Here is a 17,911-nt window from a genome sequence, read left to right as displayed (position 1 = left end):
CGTGGACGCCCTGTGGATGGTCTGGAACAAGCGGGCCGCCTTCGCCGAGGTGGCCCGCGTCCTGCGTCCGGGCGGCAGGTTCGTGTTCAGCACCTGGGAGCCGTCCTACCTCGACCACGCCGGGATGCTGGGCCGGGCTGGGTTCACCGTGACCTCCAGGGAGGAGGCCGATCGGTGGCTGGAGCGGCAGCTGGAGGTGTACCGGCGGATCCTGGCGGACTCGGTGGCGCTGGAGAAAGAGCTGGGGCCCGGCGTGTCCGTGCTGCTGGCCGAGGCACGGGACACGCCGGCGACCCTGCCGGACACGCCGCGCGTGATCGTGTCCGCCACCCGGAACTAGGACGCGCCTTGGAGCCGTACCCGGATCTCCTCCCGCAGGGGAAGGGCCAGCGCGTCCGCGTGCGCCGTTTCCAGCAGTGCGTCGATCTCGACGCGCTCGCCCGACTCCGCGGAACGGACCGCCGCCTCGACCATGGCCAGGCTGTAGAGGTTGCGGGAGATCGCCCCCGACGGCTCCGCGCCCGTGCGCAGTGAGGCGACGAACTCCGCGAGCGCCCCGGAGATCTGCTCCGCTCCGCCCGGCGGCACGTCCACCGCGCCGCCCGCGCTGGACGTGACGCGGTCCTCGCCGTCCCACGTCGCGGTGCCGCCGGAGCCGGAGGCCCGCCACTCGCCGTTCCACGAGGTCTCCAGGCCCTCCGCGCACCAGCTCCCGGTGAACACGTAACGGGCGCCGTCGCCGAACAGGAAGGTCGCCATGGCGGCGGCGTCGCCCTTGAACCAGCTCCAGGCCGGGTTCCAGCTCTCGCACGTGACCGAGACCGGCTCGGTGCCGAGCAGGTAGCGGGCCGCGTCGAAGGCGTGGATCGCCATGTCGACCAGCAGCGGCTGCTCCATCTCCTCGCGGAAGCCGCCGAAGCGCGGGCCCCGGTAGAAGCCCGTGGTCAGCAGCCCGACCGTGCCCAGCTCGGCGAGCCGGCTCCGGTACGCGGCCAGGGCGGCGTAGTAGCGGCGCGACTGGCTGATCATCAGCAGCCGCCCGGTGACCTCGGCCGCCGCGGCCTGGACGACGGCCTCGGCGAGGGTCGGCGCGGCGGGCTTCTCGCAGAGGACGGGCAGCCCGGCGAAGAGCGCCTCGACGTTCACCTCGGTGTGGGCGGCGGGCACGGTGACGTTCAGCACGGCGTCCGCCGCGGTCGCCGCGAGCACCTCACCGAGCGACGCGCCCACCACCACATCGGCGTCCCCGAACACGGACCGTACGGCCGCCGCCGCCCGCTCGGTGTCGAGATCGGCCACGCCGGCCAGCTCGACGCCCTCGGTGGCGGCCAGCGTACGCATCCAGGCCAGCCCCATCGAGCCCGCCCCCACCTGCACGAAACGCAGCGTCACTCCGAGCTCTCCTTGTTGTGCATGGCGCCGCGGTAGCCGTGGCCGGTGAAGAAGTCGCCCATCTCGTAGCGGAGCAGGGTCGGCAGCTCGCGCCTCGACCGGTCGCCGGCGGCCCACTCGACGCCGTTGGCGATGACGTGCAGCACGTCCTCGTGGTGGTACACGGGATAGTCCTGGTCACCGGGGCTGAAGTAGAAGATCTTGCCGTTGCCGCGCCGGAAGGTGCAGCCGCTGCGGAACACCTCGCCGCCGGTGAACGAGCTGATGAAGACCAGCTCGTCGGGGGCCGGGATGTCGAACTGCTCGCCGTACATCTCCTGGGCCGGGATCTCGATGGGGTGCGGGATGTCGCGGGCGATCGGGTGGGCCGGGTTCACCGTCCAGACCAGCTCGCGGTCGTTGTCGCTGCGCCAGCGCAGCGTGCAGGTGGTGCCCATGAGCTTGCGGAAGATCTTCGACCAGTGGCCGGAGTGCAGCACGATCAGCCCCATGCCGGACAGGACGTGCCGGTGCACCCGCTCGACCACCTCGTCGGCGACCTCCTCGTGGGCGGCGTGGCCCCACCAGGTCAGGACGTCGGTGTTGGCCAGCACCTCCTCGGTCAGGCCGTGCTCGGGGTCGTCGAGCGTGGCCGTGGCGACGGTCGCCCTGTCGCCCAGCCAGCGTTCGATGCCGCGCCGGATGGCGTTGTGCATGCCGTCCGGGTAGATCCCGGCCACGAGGGGCTCGGCCTGCTCGTGGCGGTTCTCGCCCCACACCGTGACGTGCAATGTCATGAAAAAGTCCCTTTCGTTCACTTGACCGCGCCGCTGACGGCGCCCGCCGCGATGGAGCGCTGCGCGAAGATCAGCAGCAGGCCCGCCGGGATGGAGGCGAGCACGGCCGTCGCCATCACGGGGCCCCAGTTCTGAGTGTCCGCGCTGATGTAGTCGTAGATGCCGAGCGTGATGGGCCGCACCTCGGGCGTGCTGGTCAGGGTGAGGGCGAACAGGAAGTCGCTCCACGCGTTCAGGAAGGTGAACAGCGCCGCCGTCACGATCGCGTTCCTGCTGATCGGTACGACGATCGAGACGAACGCCCGGAGATTGTTCGCCCCGTCCACGAGGGCGGCCTCCACCAGCGCCCGGGGGATGGCCCCCATGAACGCCCTGATGAGCAGCACCGCGAACGGGATTCCGCCGGCGGTGTTGGCCAGGATCAGGCCGAAGACGTCGTTGAGCAGGTTGAGCGAGTTGAACAGGGGATAGAGGGCGTTCGCGATCACCATGGCCGGGATCATCTGCGTGACCAGCAGCACCAGCAGGAACACGGTGCCGCCCCGCGTACGGAACCGCGACAGCCCGTAGGCGGCCGGAGTGGCGACGAGCAGCGTCAGGACCACGGTCCCCAGGGCGATGACCAGGCTGGTGAGGAAGTTGCGGCCCTGCTCCGAGATCGCGGTCGCGTACCCGTCGAGGGTCGGATGGATCGGGAAGAAACTGGTCGACGCGGCCCCGGAGCCGGTCTGCAGGCTGCTGTTGACCATCCAGTAGACCGGGAAGATCATCAGCGTCAGGAAGACGAGGCCCAGCGCCGTCATGGGCAACCGGCGTACGTTGACGGAATTGTTCATCACTCGTCGGGCTCCCGGCGCGAGATGTAGAGGTAGACCAGGGAGAACACCAGCGACACCACGATGAGGATGTTGCTGAGCGCGGCGCCCTCCCCGAAGTTGAACTCCACGAACGACTTGTTGTACGCGTTCGTGGCCAGCGTCTGGGTGGAGTTGGCCGGGCCGCCGCCGGTCAGGCCGAGGATGATGTCGACGACCTTGAGCGTGTACACGACGCCGAGCACCATGACGACGCTGACCACGGACCGGATGTTCGGCCAGGTGATGTGCCGGAACGCCCGCCAGCCGACCGCGCCGTCCAGCGACCCCGCCTCGTACAGGTCGCGCGGCACCGCCTGCAGCCCGCTGTAGAGGATCGCCACGTTGAACGGGATGCCCAGCCAGATGTTCACCCCGATGACGCCGGCGAGCGCGAGCCCGGGGCTGACCAGCCAGGGGACGGGCGCGACGCCGAACAGGCCGAGAAACTGGTTCAGCACGCCGTTCTCGTGGTCGAGAATCCATTTCCACACCGCGCTGGAGGCGATCAGCGGCAGCAGCCACGGCAACAGCAGCAACGACCGCAGAAAACCGCTCAACGGGAAATTGCGTCTGAAGAACAGCGCCAGCGCCAGCCCGATGACGAACTGGAACGAGATCGACCCGATCGTGAACAGCGCGGTGTTCACCACGGTCGTCGTGAACAGGTTGCTGGAAAGGGAGGCCACATAGTTCGCCAGGCCGACCCAGGGCGCCTCGCCGGTGTAGAACGTCGCCGTCGTGTACTCCTGGAAGCTCATGACGACGTTCTGGACGATGGGATAACCGAAGAACACCGCCACGAACGCGATGGCGGGCAGCGAGAACAGCCAGTGCGAATGCCGCCGGAGCAGGCGCGTCCATCGGGCCCGGCTTCCCGACGCGCCCGCGGCGGCCCCGAGGCGGAGGTCGGCCGACGTCACTGGTCCTGCGCCTGCCGCAGCGCCTGCTCGGGAGCGGCCTTGCCGGTCAGCGCGGCCTGCACGGCGGTGTAGATCTTCGTCGCCGCCTTCGGCCAGTCCGCGCCGAGGATCGCGGTCCGCGCCCGCGCCGTCTTCACGGTCGTGACGAACGGCGCGATGACCTCGTTGGAGCTGCCGAACTCCGCGGCCACCTTCAAATCGGACGGCACGGTCTGCCGGAGCTTGGCCGATTCGAGCTGCATCTCCGGCGAGATGAGGCATTTCACGAACTGCCCGGCCTTGGTCATCTTGGCCTTGTCGGCGGTCCGCGGCACCGTGTAGACCTCACCGCCGAGCGGCGCGACCGTGGTCTGCGTGGCCAGCCGGGTGGGGACCGGGAACGCCGCCCACTTCACGTCCTTCCGCTTCTCCAGCGCGGGGATCTGCCACGGCCCGTTGACGACCATCGCGGCCTTGCCGGCGATGAACTGGTCGATCACGTCGTCCTGGCTCCAGTTGATGGAGCTCTTCGAGATCGACCCGTCGTTCTGCAGGTCGAGGACCAACCGCAGCGCCTGCGCGGTCTCCGGGCCGGTGATGTCCTGCTCGGAGCCGCCGTTGCCCCACATGAACGGCAGGAACTGCCACGAGCCCTCGTAGGTGTTGACGTTGCTCATCGCGAAGCCGTACCGGCCCTGCCGGGTGAGCTTCTTCGCGTACGCCCGCAGCTCGTCCCACGTCTTGGGCGGCGACGAGAGACCGGCCGCCTTGAACAGGTCCTTGTTGTAGAAGATGACCAGGGTGTTCACCGACGGCGCCAGCCCGTAGAGCTTGCCCTCGTAGGTGCCCGCCTTGACCACGGCCTCCACCATGCCGTCGCCGCTCATCCCGTAGTCGGTGAGCGGCGAGAGCGCGCCGGAGGCGGCGATCTGCTGCACGTCGGGGTTGTCGAGCATCAGCACGTCGGGCAGGGTGCGCGAGGAGCTCTGCTGCAGGACCTTGGGGATCAGGCCGGGGCCGGGCAGGTGGTTGATCTCGACGCTCACGCCGACGGTCTTCGCGCAGGAGTGGTAGATCGGGTCGTGCGCGGGCTCGTAGTAGTCCTGGATCGTCAGCGTGTTCGGCGACCCGGCGCCGGCGGAGCTCGATCCGCCGCACGCGGTCAGGGAGAGGGGGACGAGGGCCGCCACCGCGACGGCTTTCAGCGGACGCTTTCGCGCTGTCCTCATGGGCTACTCCTTCTGCTGAATGCATCCGGCGTATGGGGGGAGTCGTTCGGCGAATTCGTGCGGAAAAGGAGGGCCACACGGGCGCGTCCGCCCGGGCCATCATCAAAGCGCTTAACCGGCGCTGGCTTGTGAAGTATGTTGCGCCTATCGACCGGCGATGTCAACAAGAAGTTAAGCGTTTTACAAGAGAATTTGCGCTATAGTCGCAGGCGCCGTCCCTACGAGCCGGGAGGCGTCACCCATGGCCACGATGCGCGAGGTCGCCGAGCGGGCGAAGGTCTCCATCGCCACCGTTTCCTTCGTCATCAACGGCACCAAGCCGGTGGCGCCGGAGACGCGCGCCCGCATCGAGGCGGCCATCCGGGAGCTCGACTACCGGCGCAACGTCGTCGCCCGTGCCCTGGCCAGCTCGCGCACCCACATCCTCGCGCTGCTCCACCCCGACCTGGAGTCCCGGCCCAACGCCACGGTGATCCAGTTCGTCATGAGCGCCGCCCACGGCGCCCGCGAGCGCGGCTACGACCTCGTGCTGTGGCCGATCAACGACGACGAGCAGATGTCGCACCTGCTCGCGGGCGGTCTCGTCGACGGCGCGCTGCTCATGGAGGTCCAGATCCACGACTCCCGCGTCGACCGGCTCATCGCCTCGCGGGTGCCGTTCGCGCTGATCGGGCGGACCGAGAACGACGACCTGCCGTTCGTCGACATCGACTTCGACACCACGATCCACCAGGCGGTCGACCACCTCCGCTCATACGGCCACCGGCGGATCGCGCTCGTCACCCAGCGCACGAAGGCCGCGCCGGGCAACGAGCCCGGCCGGATCATGCGCGCCGAGTCCGCCTACCGCGAGGCGATGGCGATCCTCGGGTCGCCGCCCGCCGTCATCACCGTGGAGGGCACCTCGGCGGGCGGCCGGGAGGCCGCGCGGGCGCTCGCCGCCGACGCCCCGGAGGCGACGGCCGTCATCCTGATGAACGAGGGCGCCTCGGCCGGGCTCGTCAAGGGGTCGCGGGCGCTCGGCCGTGACGTGCCAGGACACCTGTCCATCGTCTCGGTGTCCACCACGCGCGAACTCGGCGAAATGATCGAGCCTTCCTTGACCGTCATGGAGGCACCGGCCGCGCCGCTCGGCCGGCTGGCCGTGAACGCGCTGATCGACCAGCTCGAAGGCGTCCAGGACGCCCCTCCGCACCGCCTCATCCCGTGCACCCTCGTGCCCGGGCAATCGGTGGGGCCACCACCGTCGCGCACTTGAGGCTTGTCACCATCACTGGATAGCGTGCTGTCGTCGGGCATAATCAAGGAGTTCTCCAGCCCGTGGAGGGGGCGGCGCATGAGTGACGAGGCGCGGTGGGGCGCAGGCGTGGACCCCAACACGCCCAACCTCGCCCGAATGCACGACTACTTCATCGGGGGCAAGGACAACTTCGCCGCCGACCGGGAGGCGGCCGAGGCGGTGCTCGCCATCGCGCCGGAGGTCCGGGTGATGGCGCAGGAGCATCAGGCGTTCCACGTCCGCGTGATCCGCTTCCTCGTCGAGCAGGGCATCACGCAGTTCATCAACCTCGGCTCGGGGCTGCCCAGCGATCTCAACACGCACGAGCTGGCCCGCTCCCACACCCCGGACGCCCGCGTGGCCTACGTCGACACCGACCCCGTGGTGCTCACGCACGGCCGGGCGATCCTCGCCCGAGGGCCGCGGACGACCGTCGTCAAGGGCGACGTCATGCATCCCGCCGCGCTGCTCGCCGACCCCGGCCTGCGCAAGGTGATCGACCTCGACCAGCCGGTGGCGGTGCTGCTGTTCGCCGTCCTGCAGTACATCCCGGACGACCACGACCCCTACCGGCGCGTGGCCGAGCTGATCGACGCGCTGCCGGCCGGCAGCCACGTCGTCATCACCCATGTCGTCTTCGACTCGCGCCCGGAGATCGCCGAGCCGATCGTGCAGCTCTACCGCAAGATGCTGGGCCACACCGAGGGCGGCGCCCGCGGCCGGGAGGAGGTGCTGCCCTTCTTCGACGGCCTGGAGCTGGTCGATCCCGGCCTGGTCTACGTCCGGGAGTGGCGGCCCGACAGCCCGTTCGCCTCCGGGCCCCCCGACAAGGCCTGGGTCCTGGTGGGCGTCGGCCGTAAGGTCACGTGATGCGGTAGCCCACGCCCGGCGTCGTGGCGATGACCGGCGGGTCGCCGAGTTTGCGGCGCAGGCGGCCGATGGTGACCGTGACGGTGTTGGTGAGCGGGTTCGCGTGCTCGTCCCACACCTGTTCGAGCAGGTCCTCGGCGCTGAGGAAGGCCGGGGTGGCCCGGAGCAGCGCCTCCAGCAGGGCGAACTCCTTGACCGACAGCTCCAGCGGGCGGCCGTCGCGGGTGGCGGTGCGGCGCAGCGGGTCGAGCTCGATGCCCGCCGCGCGCAGCGTACGAGGCCGCGCGGAGGGCCGCCGGCGGGCCAGGGCGCGGAGGCGCAGCACCAGCTCCGGGAAGTGGAACGGCTTGGCCAGGTAGTCGTCGGCCCCCAGCGTCAGCCCGGTGACCCGGTCGCCGGGCGAACCGGCGGCGGTCAGCATGAGGACCATGACCCGGTCGTCCCGTTCGGTGATCATCTGGCAGAGGGTGTCGCCGTGGATGCCCGGCAGGTCCCGGTCGAGGACGACCACGTCGTAGGCGTTGAGGTCCAGCTTGGCCGCGGCCTCCAGCCCGTCGTACGCCACGTCCACCGCCATGCCCTGATCGCTCAGCCCCTCGGCCAGGACGGCGGCGAGCGTCCTGGCGTCCTCCACCACGAGCACCCTCACGCCGGCACCCCGGCGGCGGCCAGGGGCAGCGAGACGGTGGCCAGCAGGCCGCCTTCAGGCCGGGCACGCAGGTCGAGAGAGCCCCCGTGCGCGGCGGCGACGGCCGCGACGATCGACAGGCCGAGCCCCGAGCCGGTGCCGACGCGATCGGCGCCGAGCCGCTGGAACGGCCGGGCCAGCCGGTCCACCTGCTCCTGGTCGAGCACCGGCCCGCCGGTCTCGACCACCAGCCCGGCCGTCGCGCCGTCGGCGATGGTCGCCAGGCGGATCCAGCCGCCCGGCGCGTTGTGGGTGACGGCGTTGTCGATCAGGTTGTCGGCCATGCGGGCGAGCAGCGTCCCGTTGCCCTCCGTCCACGCGCCGTCGTGGACGTCGCCGGAGCGGACGGTGAGGCCCTTGGCGGCGATGTCGCCGGCCCGGGCGTCCAGGGCGGCGGTGAGCAGCCGGCCGAGCGAGAGCGTCGCCCGGTCGGACAGGGCGCCGTGCTGGGCGCGGGCGAGCAGCAGGAAGCCTTCGAGCAGCCGGTCCACCTGGTCGAGCTCCGTACGCAGCCGCCCGGCCAGCGCCGTCGTCTGCGGCGGCACCGGGTCCGGCTTGGCCAGGGCCACGTCAATGGAGGCGCGCATGGTGGCCAGCGGTGTACGCAGCTCGTGGGAGGCGTTGGCCACGAATCTGCGCTGCGCGGCGAACGAGCTCTCCAGGCGTTCCAGCAGCTCGTCGATGGTGTCGGCGAGATCCTTGACCTCGTCGGCCGGGCCCGCGGCGGCCAGCCGCTCGTGCAGGTTGTCGGCCGAGATGCGGCGGGTGGCCGCCGTGATCGTCCGCAGCGGGCGCAGCACCCGACCGGCGGTGAGCCGGCCCAGCCCGACCGACACCAGGGCCATCACGCCGAGCCCGACCGCCGAGCCGATGAGCAGCCGGCGTTCCTGGTCCGCGTACGCGGCGGTCAGCTCCGCCTCCAGCCGGGCGATCCGCGTGGCGGCGACGGACAGCGTGGTCGCCTGGACGGGCGCCGGCACGGACTGGCTGACCCGCGTGCCGCCGAGCCCCACGAGGTTCGTGATCACCAGCAGGCCGACGGCCGACAACAGGAACATGGCACCGTAGAGGACGGTGAAGCGCGTCCGTACGGTACGCCACGGCTTTCTCATGGGAACCAGGATGCCCTGCCGGACCTAACAACGATGTGACAGCCGTCGTTCGGCCCGTGTTAGGGCCCGATCCGTACAACCGATCACATGCGAGCAACGATCGAAGTCAGCGGCCTGCGCAAACGGTACGGCGGCACCACGGCCCTCGACGGGATGACCTTCACCGTTCCGCCCGGCCGCGTCACCGGGTTCGTCGGCCCCAACGGCGCCGGCAAGTCCACCACGATGCGGGTGATCCTCGGCCTGGACGCGGCCGACGAGGGGCACGCGCTGGTGGGCGGGCGGCCGTACCGGAGCCTGCGCGACCCGCTCCGCCACGTCGGCGCGCTGCTCGACGCCGGCGCACTGCAGCCGAGCCGCACCGGCCGCGACCACCTGCTGTGGCTGGCCCACTCCCAGGGGCTGGGCGCGCGGCGGGTGGACGAGGTGATCGAGCAGGCCGGACTCACCCCGGCGGCGCGGCGCAGGGCCGGCGGCTACTCGCTCGGCATGCGGCAGCGGCTCGGCATCGCGGCGTCGCTGCTCGGCGACCCGCCCATGCTCCTGCTGGACGAGCCCGTCAACGGCCTCGACCCCGAGGGCATCGTGTGGATCCGCGGCCTGCTGCGCGCGCTGGCCGCCGAAGGACGGGCCGTGCTGGTGTCCAGCCACCTGATGAGCGAACTGGCCGACACCGCCGACCATCTCGTGGTGGCGGGCCGCGGGCGGGTCGTGGCCGACGTCGGGGTGGCCGAGCTGATCGCCCGGGCCTCCCGTGGCCGGGTCGCGCTGCGCAGCGCGGAGCCGTCGCGGGCGATGGCCGCCCTGTCGGCGGCCGGGGCCGAGGTGAGCGCCGATGACCGGGGCGCGCTCACCGTCTCCGGGCTGCCGTCCGAGCACGTCGTCGCCGTGCTCAACGCGAACGCGGTGCCCTTCCACGAGGTGTCGGCGCACCGGGTGACGCTGGAGGCGGCGTACATGGAGCTCACCAGGGACGCGGTCGAGTACCGGGGGGCCGCGCGATGAGGATGCTGCGCGCGGAGCTGACCAAGCTCAGGACGGTACGCGGCTGGATGATCGCCCTGGTGGCCGCGGCGCTGGTCACCGTGCTGCTCGGGCTGACGTCGGCGGCCGGTAGCCACGCCTCGTGCGGCGCGGGCCCGGAGGAGACGGCCTGCCCCGCGCCCCCGGTGGGGCCCGGGGGCGAGGCGGTGGACGACAAGTTCTTCTTCGTGCACCGGCGGCTGACCGGCGACGGCGCCATCACCGCCCGCCTGACCTCCATGACCGGCCAGATCCGCAAGCCCGACGCCACCCCGGGCGTCCGGAACGTGGTCGCCGGGCTCGTACCGTGGGCCAAGGCCGGCGTCATGATCAAGGAGAGCACCGAGCAGGGCTCGTCGTACGCGGCCGTGATGATGACCGGCGCGCACGGGGTGCGGATGCAGCACGACTTCACCCACGACGTGGCCGGCCGACCCGGCGGCGTCTCGGCGAAGTCACCCCGCTGGCTGAGGCTCACCCGCGCCGGCAACCTCATCACCGGGTACGAGTCCGCCGACGGCACGACCTGGACCCCCGTCGGCACCGCCACCTTGACGGAACTGCCGGAAACGGTCGAGATCGGGCTGTTCGCGACCTCGCCCGGCGACCTGACGGTGACCCAGGGAGACCTCGGCGGGTCCATCTCCGCAGCCCGCTTCACGGAGGCCACCGGCGAGTTCGACCACGTCGAGCAGACCGGAAAGGCGTCCGGGGGATGGCGTCACGACGACATCGGCGCCACCCTCGGGCCCGACGGCCAACCTCACCACCCGGGCCGCTCCGGCGGGTCCGGGAGTGCCTTCTCCGTGACCGGCGTCGGCGACATCGCGCCGGCCACGGAGGGCCAGACCGCCGAACGGCCGCTCGGCTCGGCGCTGTTCGGGCTGGTCCTGGTGATCGTGGTGGCGGTCCTGTTCGTCACCGCCGAATACCGGACCGGGCTGATCCGCACCACGCTGCTCGCCGGCCCCCGGCGCGGGCGCGCGCTGGCGGCCAAGGCCCTCGCGCTCGGCCTGGTCACCTTCGCGGCCGCACTGCCCGCCGTGGTGGTCACGTACGTCGCCGGCGGGCGGATCCTGCGCGCCAACGGCAACGCCGTCCTCCCGGTGACCACGCTCACCGAGATCCGCGTCATGGCGGGGCTGGCGGCGCTGTTCGCGCTGGCCGCCGTGCTCGCGCTCGCCCTCGGGGCGCTGCTGCGGCGGGGGGTCGCGGCGGTCATCGCGGCCGTCGCACTGATCGTGGTCCCGCACGTCCTCGCGACCACCTCGGTCCTGCCCGACGAGGCCGCGCGCTGGCTGCTGCGGCTCACCCCGGCCGCCGGGTTCGCCGTCCAGCAGACCCTGCCCGAGTACGCGCACGTGCTCGGCCACTACGCGCCCATCGCCGGCTACTACCCGCTCCCACCCTGGGCCGGCCTCGCGGTCCTGGCCGCCTACGCCGCGCTCGCCCTCACCCTGGCCACCGTTCAACTCGGCCGGAGGGACGCATGAGAGAGCCGTTGTGCCATTGCGGGAGGACCGCATGAGAGAGCTGCTGCACGCCGAGTGGACGAAGCTCCGGACCCTGCCCGGCACCGCCGGGCTGCTGCTCACGATCGTCGTGCTGACCGTCGCCGGCAGTGCCGCGGCGGCCGCCCTCGTGTCCTGCGGCCCGGCGGCCTGCGGTTACGACCCGGCCAGGATCGGGTTCTTCGGCGTCCAGGTGGGCCAGGCGGCCGTCGTCGTCATGGCCGTGCTGGCGGTCGGCGGCGAATACGGCACCGGCATGATCCGCACCACCTTCACCGCCATGCCCCGCCGGGCCGCCGTCCTGGCCGCCAAGGCGATCCTGCTCGCCGCGCTGACCCTGGCCGCCGGGAGCGTGGCCGTGCTCGGCTCCGCCCTGGCCGCGCGCGGCATCCTGCTCGGCAACGGCTTCCCGGCCGGCTCACTCGACCTCGCCGACGGTCCCGTGCTGCGCGCCGCCGTCGGCTCGGTGCTCTATCTGACGGTGATCGCGCTGCTCAGCCTGGGTGTCGCCATCGCCGTACGGGATTCCGCCGCCGCCGCGGGAAGCGTGCTCGGCCTGCTCTTCCTCTTCCCCGCCCTCATCCTCATGATCCCCGACGCGGACTGGCAGCTCCTGCTCTGGCGGCTCTCCCCGATGAACGCCGGCCTCACCGTCCAGGCCACCACCGGCCTCGCCGCGCTGCCCCTCGACCCGTGGGCCGGACTGGGCGTGGCGGCCGCCTGGGCGGCGGCGGCCCTCCTGGGCGGCGGGCTGCTGCTCAGGGCCCGCGACGCCTGAGCGAGGGGTCAGACATGTGTGGCTGTATCGGTGAGATGGGCGGTGGTAGGAACGGTTTGTCTCGTGGGGATGGGGGCGGACATGCACGCTGTCCATGGGCACGTACGCGCGGCAGGGGAAGCGGACTGGAGCGGTCACCGGGTCGAGCTGTCCTATGGCGAGACCGTTTCCGTGGACCGAGGTCCGGGGCAGCCGCCGGAGAAGGTGACCGTGCCCCGCACCGCCGGCGCGGCCCTGGCCGCAGACGGAGCCTTCGAGCTGCGGATCGCGGTTCTGGCCGACGTGGTGCCGCCGGTGCGCGTCTCGGTGACCGGGCCGGACGGCGCGTCCCTGGCGGCCCGGGATCTCACGGTCAAGGAGCTGGAGGACGAGATCCTGCTCGACGCCGTGCCGATGCCGCCGCGCGACATCCGGCCCAGCGGCGTGCCCGCGCTCGGGCGTCGGCTCCGGCTGTCCGGCCGGGTGTTCGACGAGCTGGGGCGTACGGTGCCGGCCGGGCTGCCGATCCTGATCTCCGGCGTGCTCAAGGGGACGGACGCGCTGGTGCCGCTGGTGGTGGCCGAGACGCAGCCGAGCGGCTACTTCGGCGCGGACTGGGCGCCCGACGTCCTGGAGCGGGCGCAGGCCATGATCGCGGGCGGCGCCGCCCTGCCCATCCGGCTGGAGGCCGAGCGGCTGCCCGCCAGGATCATCCTGGTGAGCCGGCTCGCGGACGAGACGCTGGCCGACGGCTCCTGCGAGTGCGAGGTCGCCCCGCCGCTCGGCGCGGCGCCCGACGACGTGGCCGGCAACCCGGTGGGCTTCTCCCAGGACCTCGGCGGCACCTGCCAGGGCCTCACCACGCCCAACCGGGTGGTGGAGGAGTTCGCCTACCACCTCGTCGTCCGCACCACGGAACCGCAGATCAAGGGCACCACGCTGGGCGAGCGCCGGGCCGTGCCCAGAAACGTGCTGGCCGACCTGGCCCGGGTCGCGGGCGCCGCCCGCGTGGACCTGGCCCTGCCCCCGGGCGAACCGAACGGCGACGGGGACGGGGACGGGGACGGTGACGGGGACGGAGACACCGGCGGCGAGCGCGGCGCCGGGTCCGATGAGGAGCGTGCCAGCGGGAATGGTGGCCGGCGTGCCGGTGGGAACGGTGGGGCGTGGAGCCGGGGCGGGAGCGGGATCGCGCCGATGGTGGACGCCGCCACCGTGCGCGACCTGCTGCGCCGCCCCGCCGCCCTCACCGTGGGCGCCGTCGAGCTGGCCGTGCTCAACAAGGAGCTCCGGCACGTCGTGGACGTCGTGGACGTGGCCCGCCGGGCCGCGCCCGCCCGCGTCCCGCTTGACGCCACCACCCCCGTGGACTGGGACGACACCCCGACCCTCTACCAGGCGACCTCCGTCGCCCACGGTCACCTGCTCGGCTTCCGCCAGGTGTGGCGGGCCGACGGCTACTCCCTGGGCGACCTGCTGCACTCCGTACCCCTGGCTCCCGGCCAGCAGCGGCGGATGGCCGTGCTCGACTGGGAGCGCCGCGAGGAGAGCCGCCGCGACGAGGTGCTGGAGTTCGAGGAGCAGCTCGAAGCCATGCTCGGCCGCGACCGCGACATCACCGAGATCGCCGGCTCGCGCCTGGCCGAGGAGTCGGCCGGCGGGTCGCGGGCCTCGCAGTGGGGCGTGGCGGGCGGCATCGGCGGCGGGTTCATCGGCAACGGCTGGGGCATCTTCGGCGGCGTGGCCGGCGGCGCGGGCGGCGCCGACGCCGACGCCTGGCAGAACTCCTCGCGCACGCTCAGCGCCAACAGCCTGCAGGCGCTGCGCGACCGGACCACCCAGCGGGCCTCGGCCGTACGCGACCAGCGCTCCACCGTCATCCAGACCGTGGCGCAGGGCGAGAGCGTCCGCGCCGAGACGGAGATCGTGGCCAACTTCAACCACTGCCACGCCGTCACCATCCAGCACTTCGAGGTGCTGCGGCACTTCCTGGTGGACCACGAGCTCGCCGACGTGCGCGAATGCCTGTTCGTGCCACTGCCCATCACCCTGTTCGACCCCGACAAGGCCAGGCGCTGGCGCGAGCCGCTGCGGCGCCACCTGCGCGACCGTACGCTGCGGGACGCGTTCGACGCCGTGGAGCGGGTCCTGGACGACTGGCAGGGCCACAACCTGCCCCCGAACCGCTTCTCCGAGGAGGCCCCCGAGGATCTGATGGGCGAGCTGCGGGTCTCGTTCGTCCTGCCGCGCCCGCGCGACGCCGACGACGGCGGCTTCCAGCTTGAGAACTGGCGCTGGCTGCGCCCGTTCCTGAACGTCGACGCGCTCGAACTGTGGACGGCCAGGCTCAACGCCCGCGCCCAGGCCGAGCGCGACCGCGTCTTCCGCACCGAGATCGCGCCGGGGCTCGCCGAGCGGCTGGTCCAGCGGCTGCGGTTCGCGTACGTGACCCGCTCCGGCAGCGAGGTGCCGATCCCGCTGGACGCGACCCTCGTCTCCCGCTACGCGGAGGGTGTCCCGCTGTACGTCAGCCTGCGCCCGGCCGGCCCGCTGCCGCCCATCCCGCGTGAGGAGATCGCCCGCTTCATGATCGCCGCCCCGGACGCCGACCTCCCGCCGGACGCTCAGGTGATCGTGCACAGCGGTCGCGCCCGCTACCGTACCCCGCACCTGCGGCACCTGCTGTTCGACCAGCCGCGGCTGCTCAACGACCTCGGCGGCGCCGACCGCGCGGTCGTCTCCACGCCGTTGTCGCGCCTTGAGCTGCGCGACCCGCGCGACGAGGACCGCAAGCTCGCCGAACGGCTGGTCGCCCACCTCAACGAGCAGATCGAGTGGTACCACCAGGCGATCTGGGCCGACATGAGCGCCGCCCGCCGCTACCTGCTGCTCGACGGCGTCATCGCCCCCAACGCGGGCGGCCGCAGCGTGGCCGGCGTGGTGGAGAACCGGCTGATCGGGATCTCCGGCAACTGCCTCATCATGCCGGTCGCGCCGGGCATCCACCTCGACCCGACGCTCGTCCGCGACGACGAGCGGGTCAGCCTCCAGAACGCCTACGCCGCCGACGCGCCCCCGCCGCTGCGCGTCAGCGTGCCCACCCGCGGCGTGTTCGCCGAGGTCGTGGCCGGGAGCTGCAACTCCTGCGAGGTGCCGGACGACACCCGCTTCTGGCGCTGGGACGAGTCGCCGCTGCCGGAGACCCTGACCGCCATCGAGCCGCTGTCCACCGCCAGCCGCGCCGAGCCGCAGACGGCGCTGACGCCGACCCCGCTGCCCCAGCCGCTGGTCGCGATCCAGAACGCGCCGGAGCTGCCCGACCCGCTCGGGCTGCAGGAGGCGCTGAAGGTGCTGGCCCAGAACAACCTGTTCAAGGACATCACCGGCCTCAGCGAGACGCAGAAGAACGCGCTCGCCGCGTTCAAGGGCGCGCTCGACACCGCGCAGTTCTTCGGCAAGCAGGCCGCCGACCTGGCCAAACAGCACAACCTCGGCCGCACCGTGGACCGCACGCTGGCGCAGATCGAGCAGGCCCGCGCCGACGGGCTGCTCAACCCGGCAGAGGCGCAGAACCTGGCCGTCTCAGCGCTGCGCGCCATGGTCGGGCGCCCGCAGCAGGCCGACCGGCCGCCGGCCGACGACCCGGCGGTGAAGAAGGTCATCGACGCGGCCGCCCAGGCCGGCCAGGCACAGGTCGCGGTCCGTACGCCCGAGGAGACGGTGGAGGCCACGTTCGAGGGCGTGGTGGGCGCCGGGGGCGCGCTGCTGCCGCGCAGCGACTCGCGGGCCGAGTTCGTGGCCGTGCCGATCCAGCTCGACGACCGCCGGGCCGGCACGCCGGTCAGATTCACCTCCGATCCGCCCGAGCGTTCGATCACCGGGGTGAAGGGGCGGCTGCAGTCGCTGGGGACCGGCAAGGTGGGCCGCTACGGCAAGGCGTTCTTCGACGCCGGCCTGCTCATCCCCGACCCCGCGGCGCCCACCTCGTTCCTGGCCCAGATGCGGCTGCGGATCACCTGGCCCACCGACTCCACCGGCGCGGTGGCCGGCACCGGGCGGCTGCCCGTCGTCGTGCTGCTGCACGGCCAGAGCGCGGCCTGGTCGGTCGTGTGGAAGAGCACGCCGACCGCGACCGTCAGCGGCGTCGACGTCTTCGACGCCGACCACGTCAACCAGGCGGCCAGCCACGAGGGGTTCGCCTACCTCCAGGACGTTCTGGCCCGGCTGGGCATCGTGTCGGTCTCGGTGGACTGCAACTACGCCAACACGTTCGACTCCTGGGTGGAGACGCGGGCGGACCTGGCGATCGAGGCGCTGCACGCGCTGCGCAGGCTCGACGGCGACGCCACGCACCGCTTCCACGGCCGGCTGGACTTCGACCGGGTGGGCCTGTTCGGCCACTCGCGCGGCGGTGACGCCGTGGTCCGCGCGGTCAAGAAGAACCGGGCCACGGCCGGGACGCCGTACAAGATCGTCGCGGCCTGCTCGCTCGCGCCGACCGACATCACCGGCACCGCCCGCCTCGCCGCCGCCGGCGAGATCGGCCGGCAGGACCTCGCCGCCGCCGACCTCGGCTTCTACCTGGTCCTGTACGGCGCCCAGGACGGCGACGCGCACACCCTGAACGGCGTCACCGACGCCATCGGCACCGGCTTCCGCCACTACGACCGGGCCCGCTGCCAGAAGGCGATGATCTTCCTGGACGGCTGCAACCACAACAGGTTCAACACGACGTGGCCGGTCAACGACCCCTTCCGCGTCGCGGGCGAGGCGGTGCGCGACGCCGGCGAGCACCGCATGCTCGCCGGCGAGTACGTCGGCGGCCTGTTCGCCTGGCAACTGGCCGGCCGCACCCAGTTCCGCCCGCTGTTCGACGGCACGCAGGCCAACGGCAGGGGCGTGCCGGCCTCGATCCAGTGGGCCTTCGGCACGCAGGTCTCCCTGCTCGACGACTTCGAGGCCACCGCCGCCCCGGCGGGCGCCACCAGGACCGTCGGCACCGCGGCGGAGGTGAAGGCGTTCGGGGACATCACCATCGGCACCAGCCTCGCCCCGCGCGTCGGCCACCAGACCCGCGTCCTGCACGGCGACGTGACCGGCGGCGCGAGCAAGTGCCTGGAGCTGGGCTTCGCCGCGCCGCGCGACCTGAGCGCGTTCACCGACCTGACGCTGGCCATGACCGGCAACTTCGACCTGACCACCAAGGCGTCGATCGCGTCGAGCCCGCTGCCCGACCTGAAGGTCTCGCTCGTGGACGACGCGGGCAAGTCCGCGTCGGTCACCAGGACCGGCTTCCGGCCGCGCTCGGTGCCCGGCCGGCCCGCCTTCCACGAGGTGGACGAGGGGGCCGGCAAGAAGGCGGTCACCGTGCTGCGCCTGGAGACCGCGAGCATCGCGCTCGGCTCCTTCACCGGCGTCGACCTGAAGAAGGTGCGCAAGGTGATCGTGGAATCCGTCGCCCGCACGGCCCAGCACGTGTTCGTGGACGACCTCCGGGTCAGCAGGAGGTGAGGACGTC

General features: G+C 72.2%; 14 protein-coding genes. 7 read left to right on the top strand and 7 right to left on the bottom strand.

The features are described from left to right. The first annotated feature begins 1 nt into the window (after position 1). Complete coding sequence (locus C4V41_RS26990) at positions 2-340, top strand: class I SAM-dependent methyltransferase (RefSeq protein ID WP_235030401.1); 339 nt, start codon at positions 2-4, stop codon at positions 338-340. On the opposite strand, the gene C4V41_RS26985 is transcribed toward C4V41_RS26990, so the two are convergent. From C4V41_RS26985 to C4V41_RS64365, 5 genes are read right to left on the bottom strand one after another with little or no spacing between them, the layout of a single operon-like run. Beyond that, entirely contained in the window at positions 337-1,392 is a 1,056-nt protein-coding gene (locus tag C4V41_RS26985; RefSeq protein WP_200824244.1) for a Gfo/Idh/MocA family protein, read from the bottom strand. The two genes, C4V41_RS26990 and C4V41_RS26985, sit on opposite strands and share 4 nt — an antisense overlap. Further along, positions 1,389-2,168 (bottom strand): ThuA domain-containing protein, encoded by a 780-nt coding sequence (locus tag C4V41_RS26980; RefSeq protein WP_103958721.1) that lies wholly within the window; start codon positions 2,166-2,168, stop codon positions 1,389-1,391. Before C4V41_RS26980 ends, C4V41_RS26985 begins: the two co-directional genes overlap by 4 nt. Before the next feature lie 17 nt (positions 2,169-2,185). After that, complete coding sequence (locus C4V41_RS26975; protein WP_103958720.1) at positions 2,186-3,004, bottom strand: carbohydrate ABC transporter permease; 819 nt, start codon at positions 3,002-3,004, stop codon at positions 2,186-2,188. Beyond that, positions 3,004-3,945 (bottom strand): carbohydrate ABC transporter permease, encoded by a 942-nt coding sequence (locus tag C4V41_RS63160; RefSeq protein WP_235030400.1) that lies wholly within the window; start codon positions 3,943-3,945, stop codon positions 3,004-3,006. The genes C4V41_RS26975 and C4V41_RS63160 overlap by 1 nt, the downstream gene beginning before the upstream one ends. Further along, positions 3,942-5,153, bottom strand: coding sequence for a sugar ABC transporter substrate-binding protein (locus tag C4V41_RS64365; protein ID WP_103958719.1), 1,212 nt, complete (start codon positions 5,151-5,153; stop codon positions 3,942-3,944). Before C4V41_RS64365 ends, C4V41_RS63160 begins: the two co-directional genes overlap by 4 nt. A gap of 241 nt (positions 5,154-5,394) precedes the next feature. Here C4V41_RS64365 and C4V41_RS26960 point away from each other — a divergent pair, with 241 nt between their 5' ends. Continuing rightward, complete coding sequence (locus C4V41_RS26960; RefSeq protein WP_103958718.1) at positions 5,395-6,411, top strand: LacI family DNA-binding transcriptional regulator; 1,017 nt, start codon at positions 5,395-5,397, stop codon at positions 6,409-6,411. Positions 6,412-6,489: 78 nt separating this feature from the next. Next, positions 6,490-7,302, top strand: coding sequence for an SAM-dependent methyltransferase (locus tag C4V41_RS26955; protein WP_103958717.1), 813 nt, complete (start codon positions 6,490-6,492; stop codon positions 7,300-7,302). Here the strand turns inward: C4V41_RS26955 and C4V41_RS26950 are convergent. Beyond that, complete coding sequence (locus tag C4V41_RS26950; RefSeq protein WP_200824242.1) at positions 7,295-7,951, bottom strand: response regulator transcription factor; 657 nt, start codon at positions 7,949-7,951, stop codon at positions 7,295-7,297. The two genes, C4V41_RS26955 and C4V41_RS26950, sit on opposite strands and share 8 nt — an antisense overlap. Next, positions 7,948-9,102, bottom strand: coding sequence for a sensor histidine kinase (locus C4V41_RS26945; protein WP_103958716.1), 1,155 nt, complete (start codon positions 9,100-9,102; stop codon positions 7,948-7,950). The genes C4V41_RS26950 and C4V41_RS26945 overlap by 4 nt, the downstream gene beginning before the upstream one ends. Positions 9,103-9,189: 87 nt before the next feature. Between C4V41_RS26945 and C4V41_RS26940 the strand changes: the two genes are divergently transcribed. The 4 genes from C4V41_RS26940 to C4V41_RS62020 all read left to right on the top strand — a co-directional run bounded on the left by C4V41_RS26940 (position 9,190) and on the right by C4V41_RS62020 (position 17,904). Further along, the gene (locus C4V41_RS26940) at positions 9,190-10,107 is read left to right on the top strand and encodes an ABC transporter ATP-binding protein (protein WP_103958715.1); all 918 of its coding nucleotides are present in this window, start codon (positions 9,190-9,192) and stop codon (positions 10,105-10,107) included. Then, positions 10,104-11,618 (top strand): ABC transporter permease subunit, encoded by a 1,515-nt coding sequence (locus tag C4V41_RS26935; protein WP_103958714.1) that lies wholly within the window; start codon positions 10,104-10,106, stop codon positions 11,616-11,618. The genes C4V41_RS26940 and C4V41_RS26935 overlap by 4 nt, the downstream gene beginning before the upstream one ends. Before the next feature lie 31 nt (positions 11,619-11,649). Next, a complete protein-coding gene (locus C4V41_RS26930) occupies positions 11,650-12,414 on the top strand; it encodes an ABC transporter permease (protein ID WP_103958713.1) in 765 nt (254 codons plus the stop codon). An 81-nt stretch (positions 12,415-12,495) separates the two neighbouring features. Further along, positions 12,496-17,904: a hypothetical protein gene (locus C4V41_RS62020; protein ID WP_160150401.1), complete on the top strand. Its 5,409-nt coding sequence runs from the start codon at positions 12,496-12,498 to the stop codon at positions 17,902-17,904. The last annotated feature ends 7 nt before the right edge of the window (positions 17,905-17,911 follow it).

This window comes from Nonomuraea solani, assembly GCF_900108335.1.
In the GTDB taxonomy this organism is placed as follows: domain Bacteria; phylum Actinomycetota; class Actinomycetes; order Streptosporangiales; family Streptosporangiaceae; genus Nonomuraea; species Nonomuraea solani.
The sequence above is the reverse complement of the archived record's forward strand: the minus strand, read 5'-3'. Positions and strand labels throughout refer to the sequence as shown.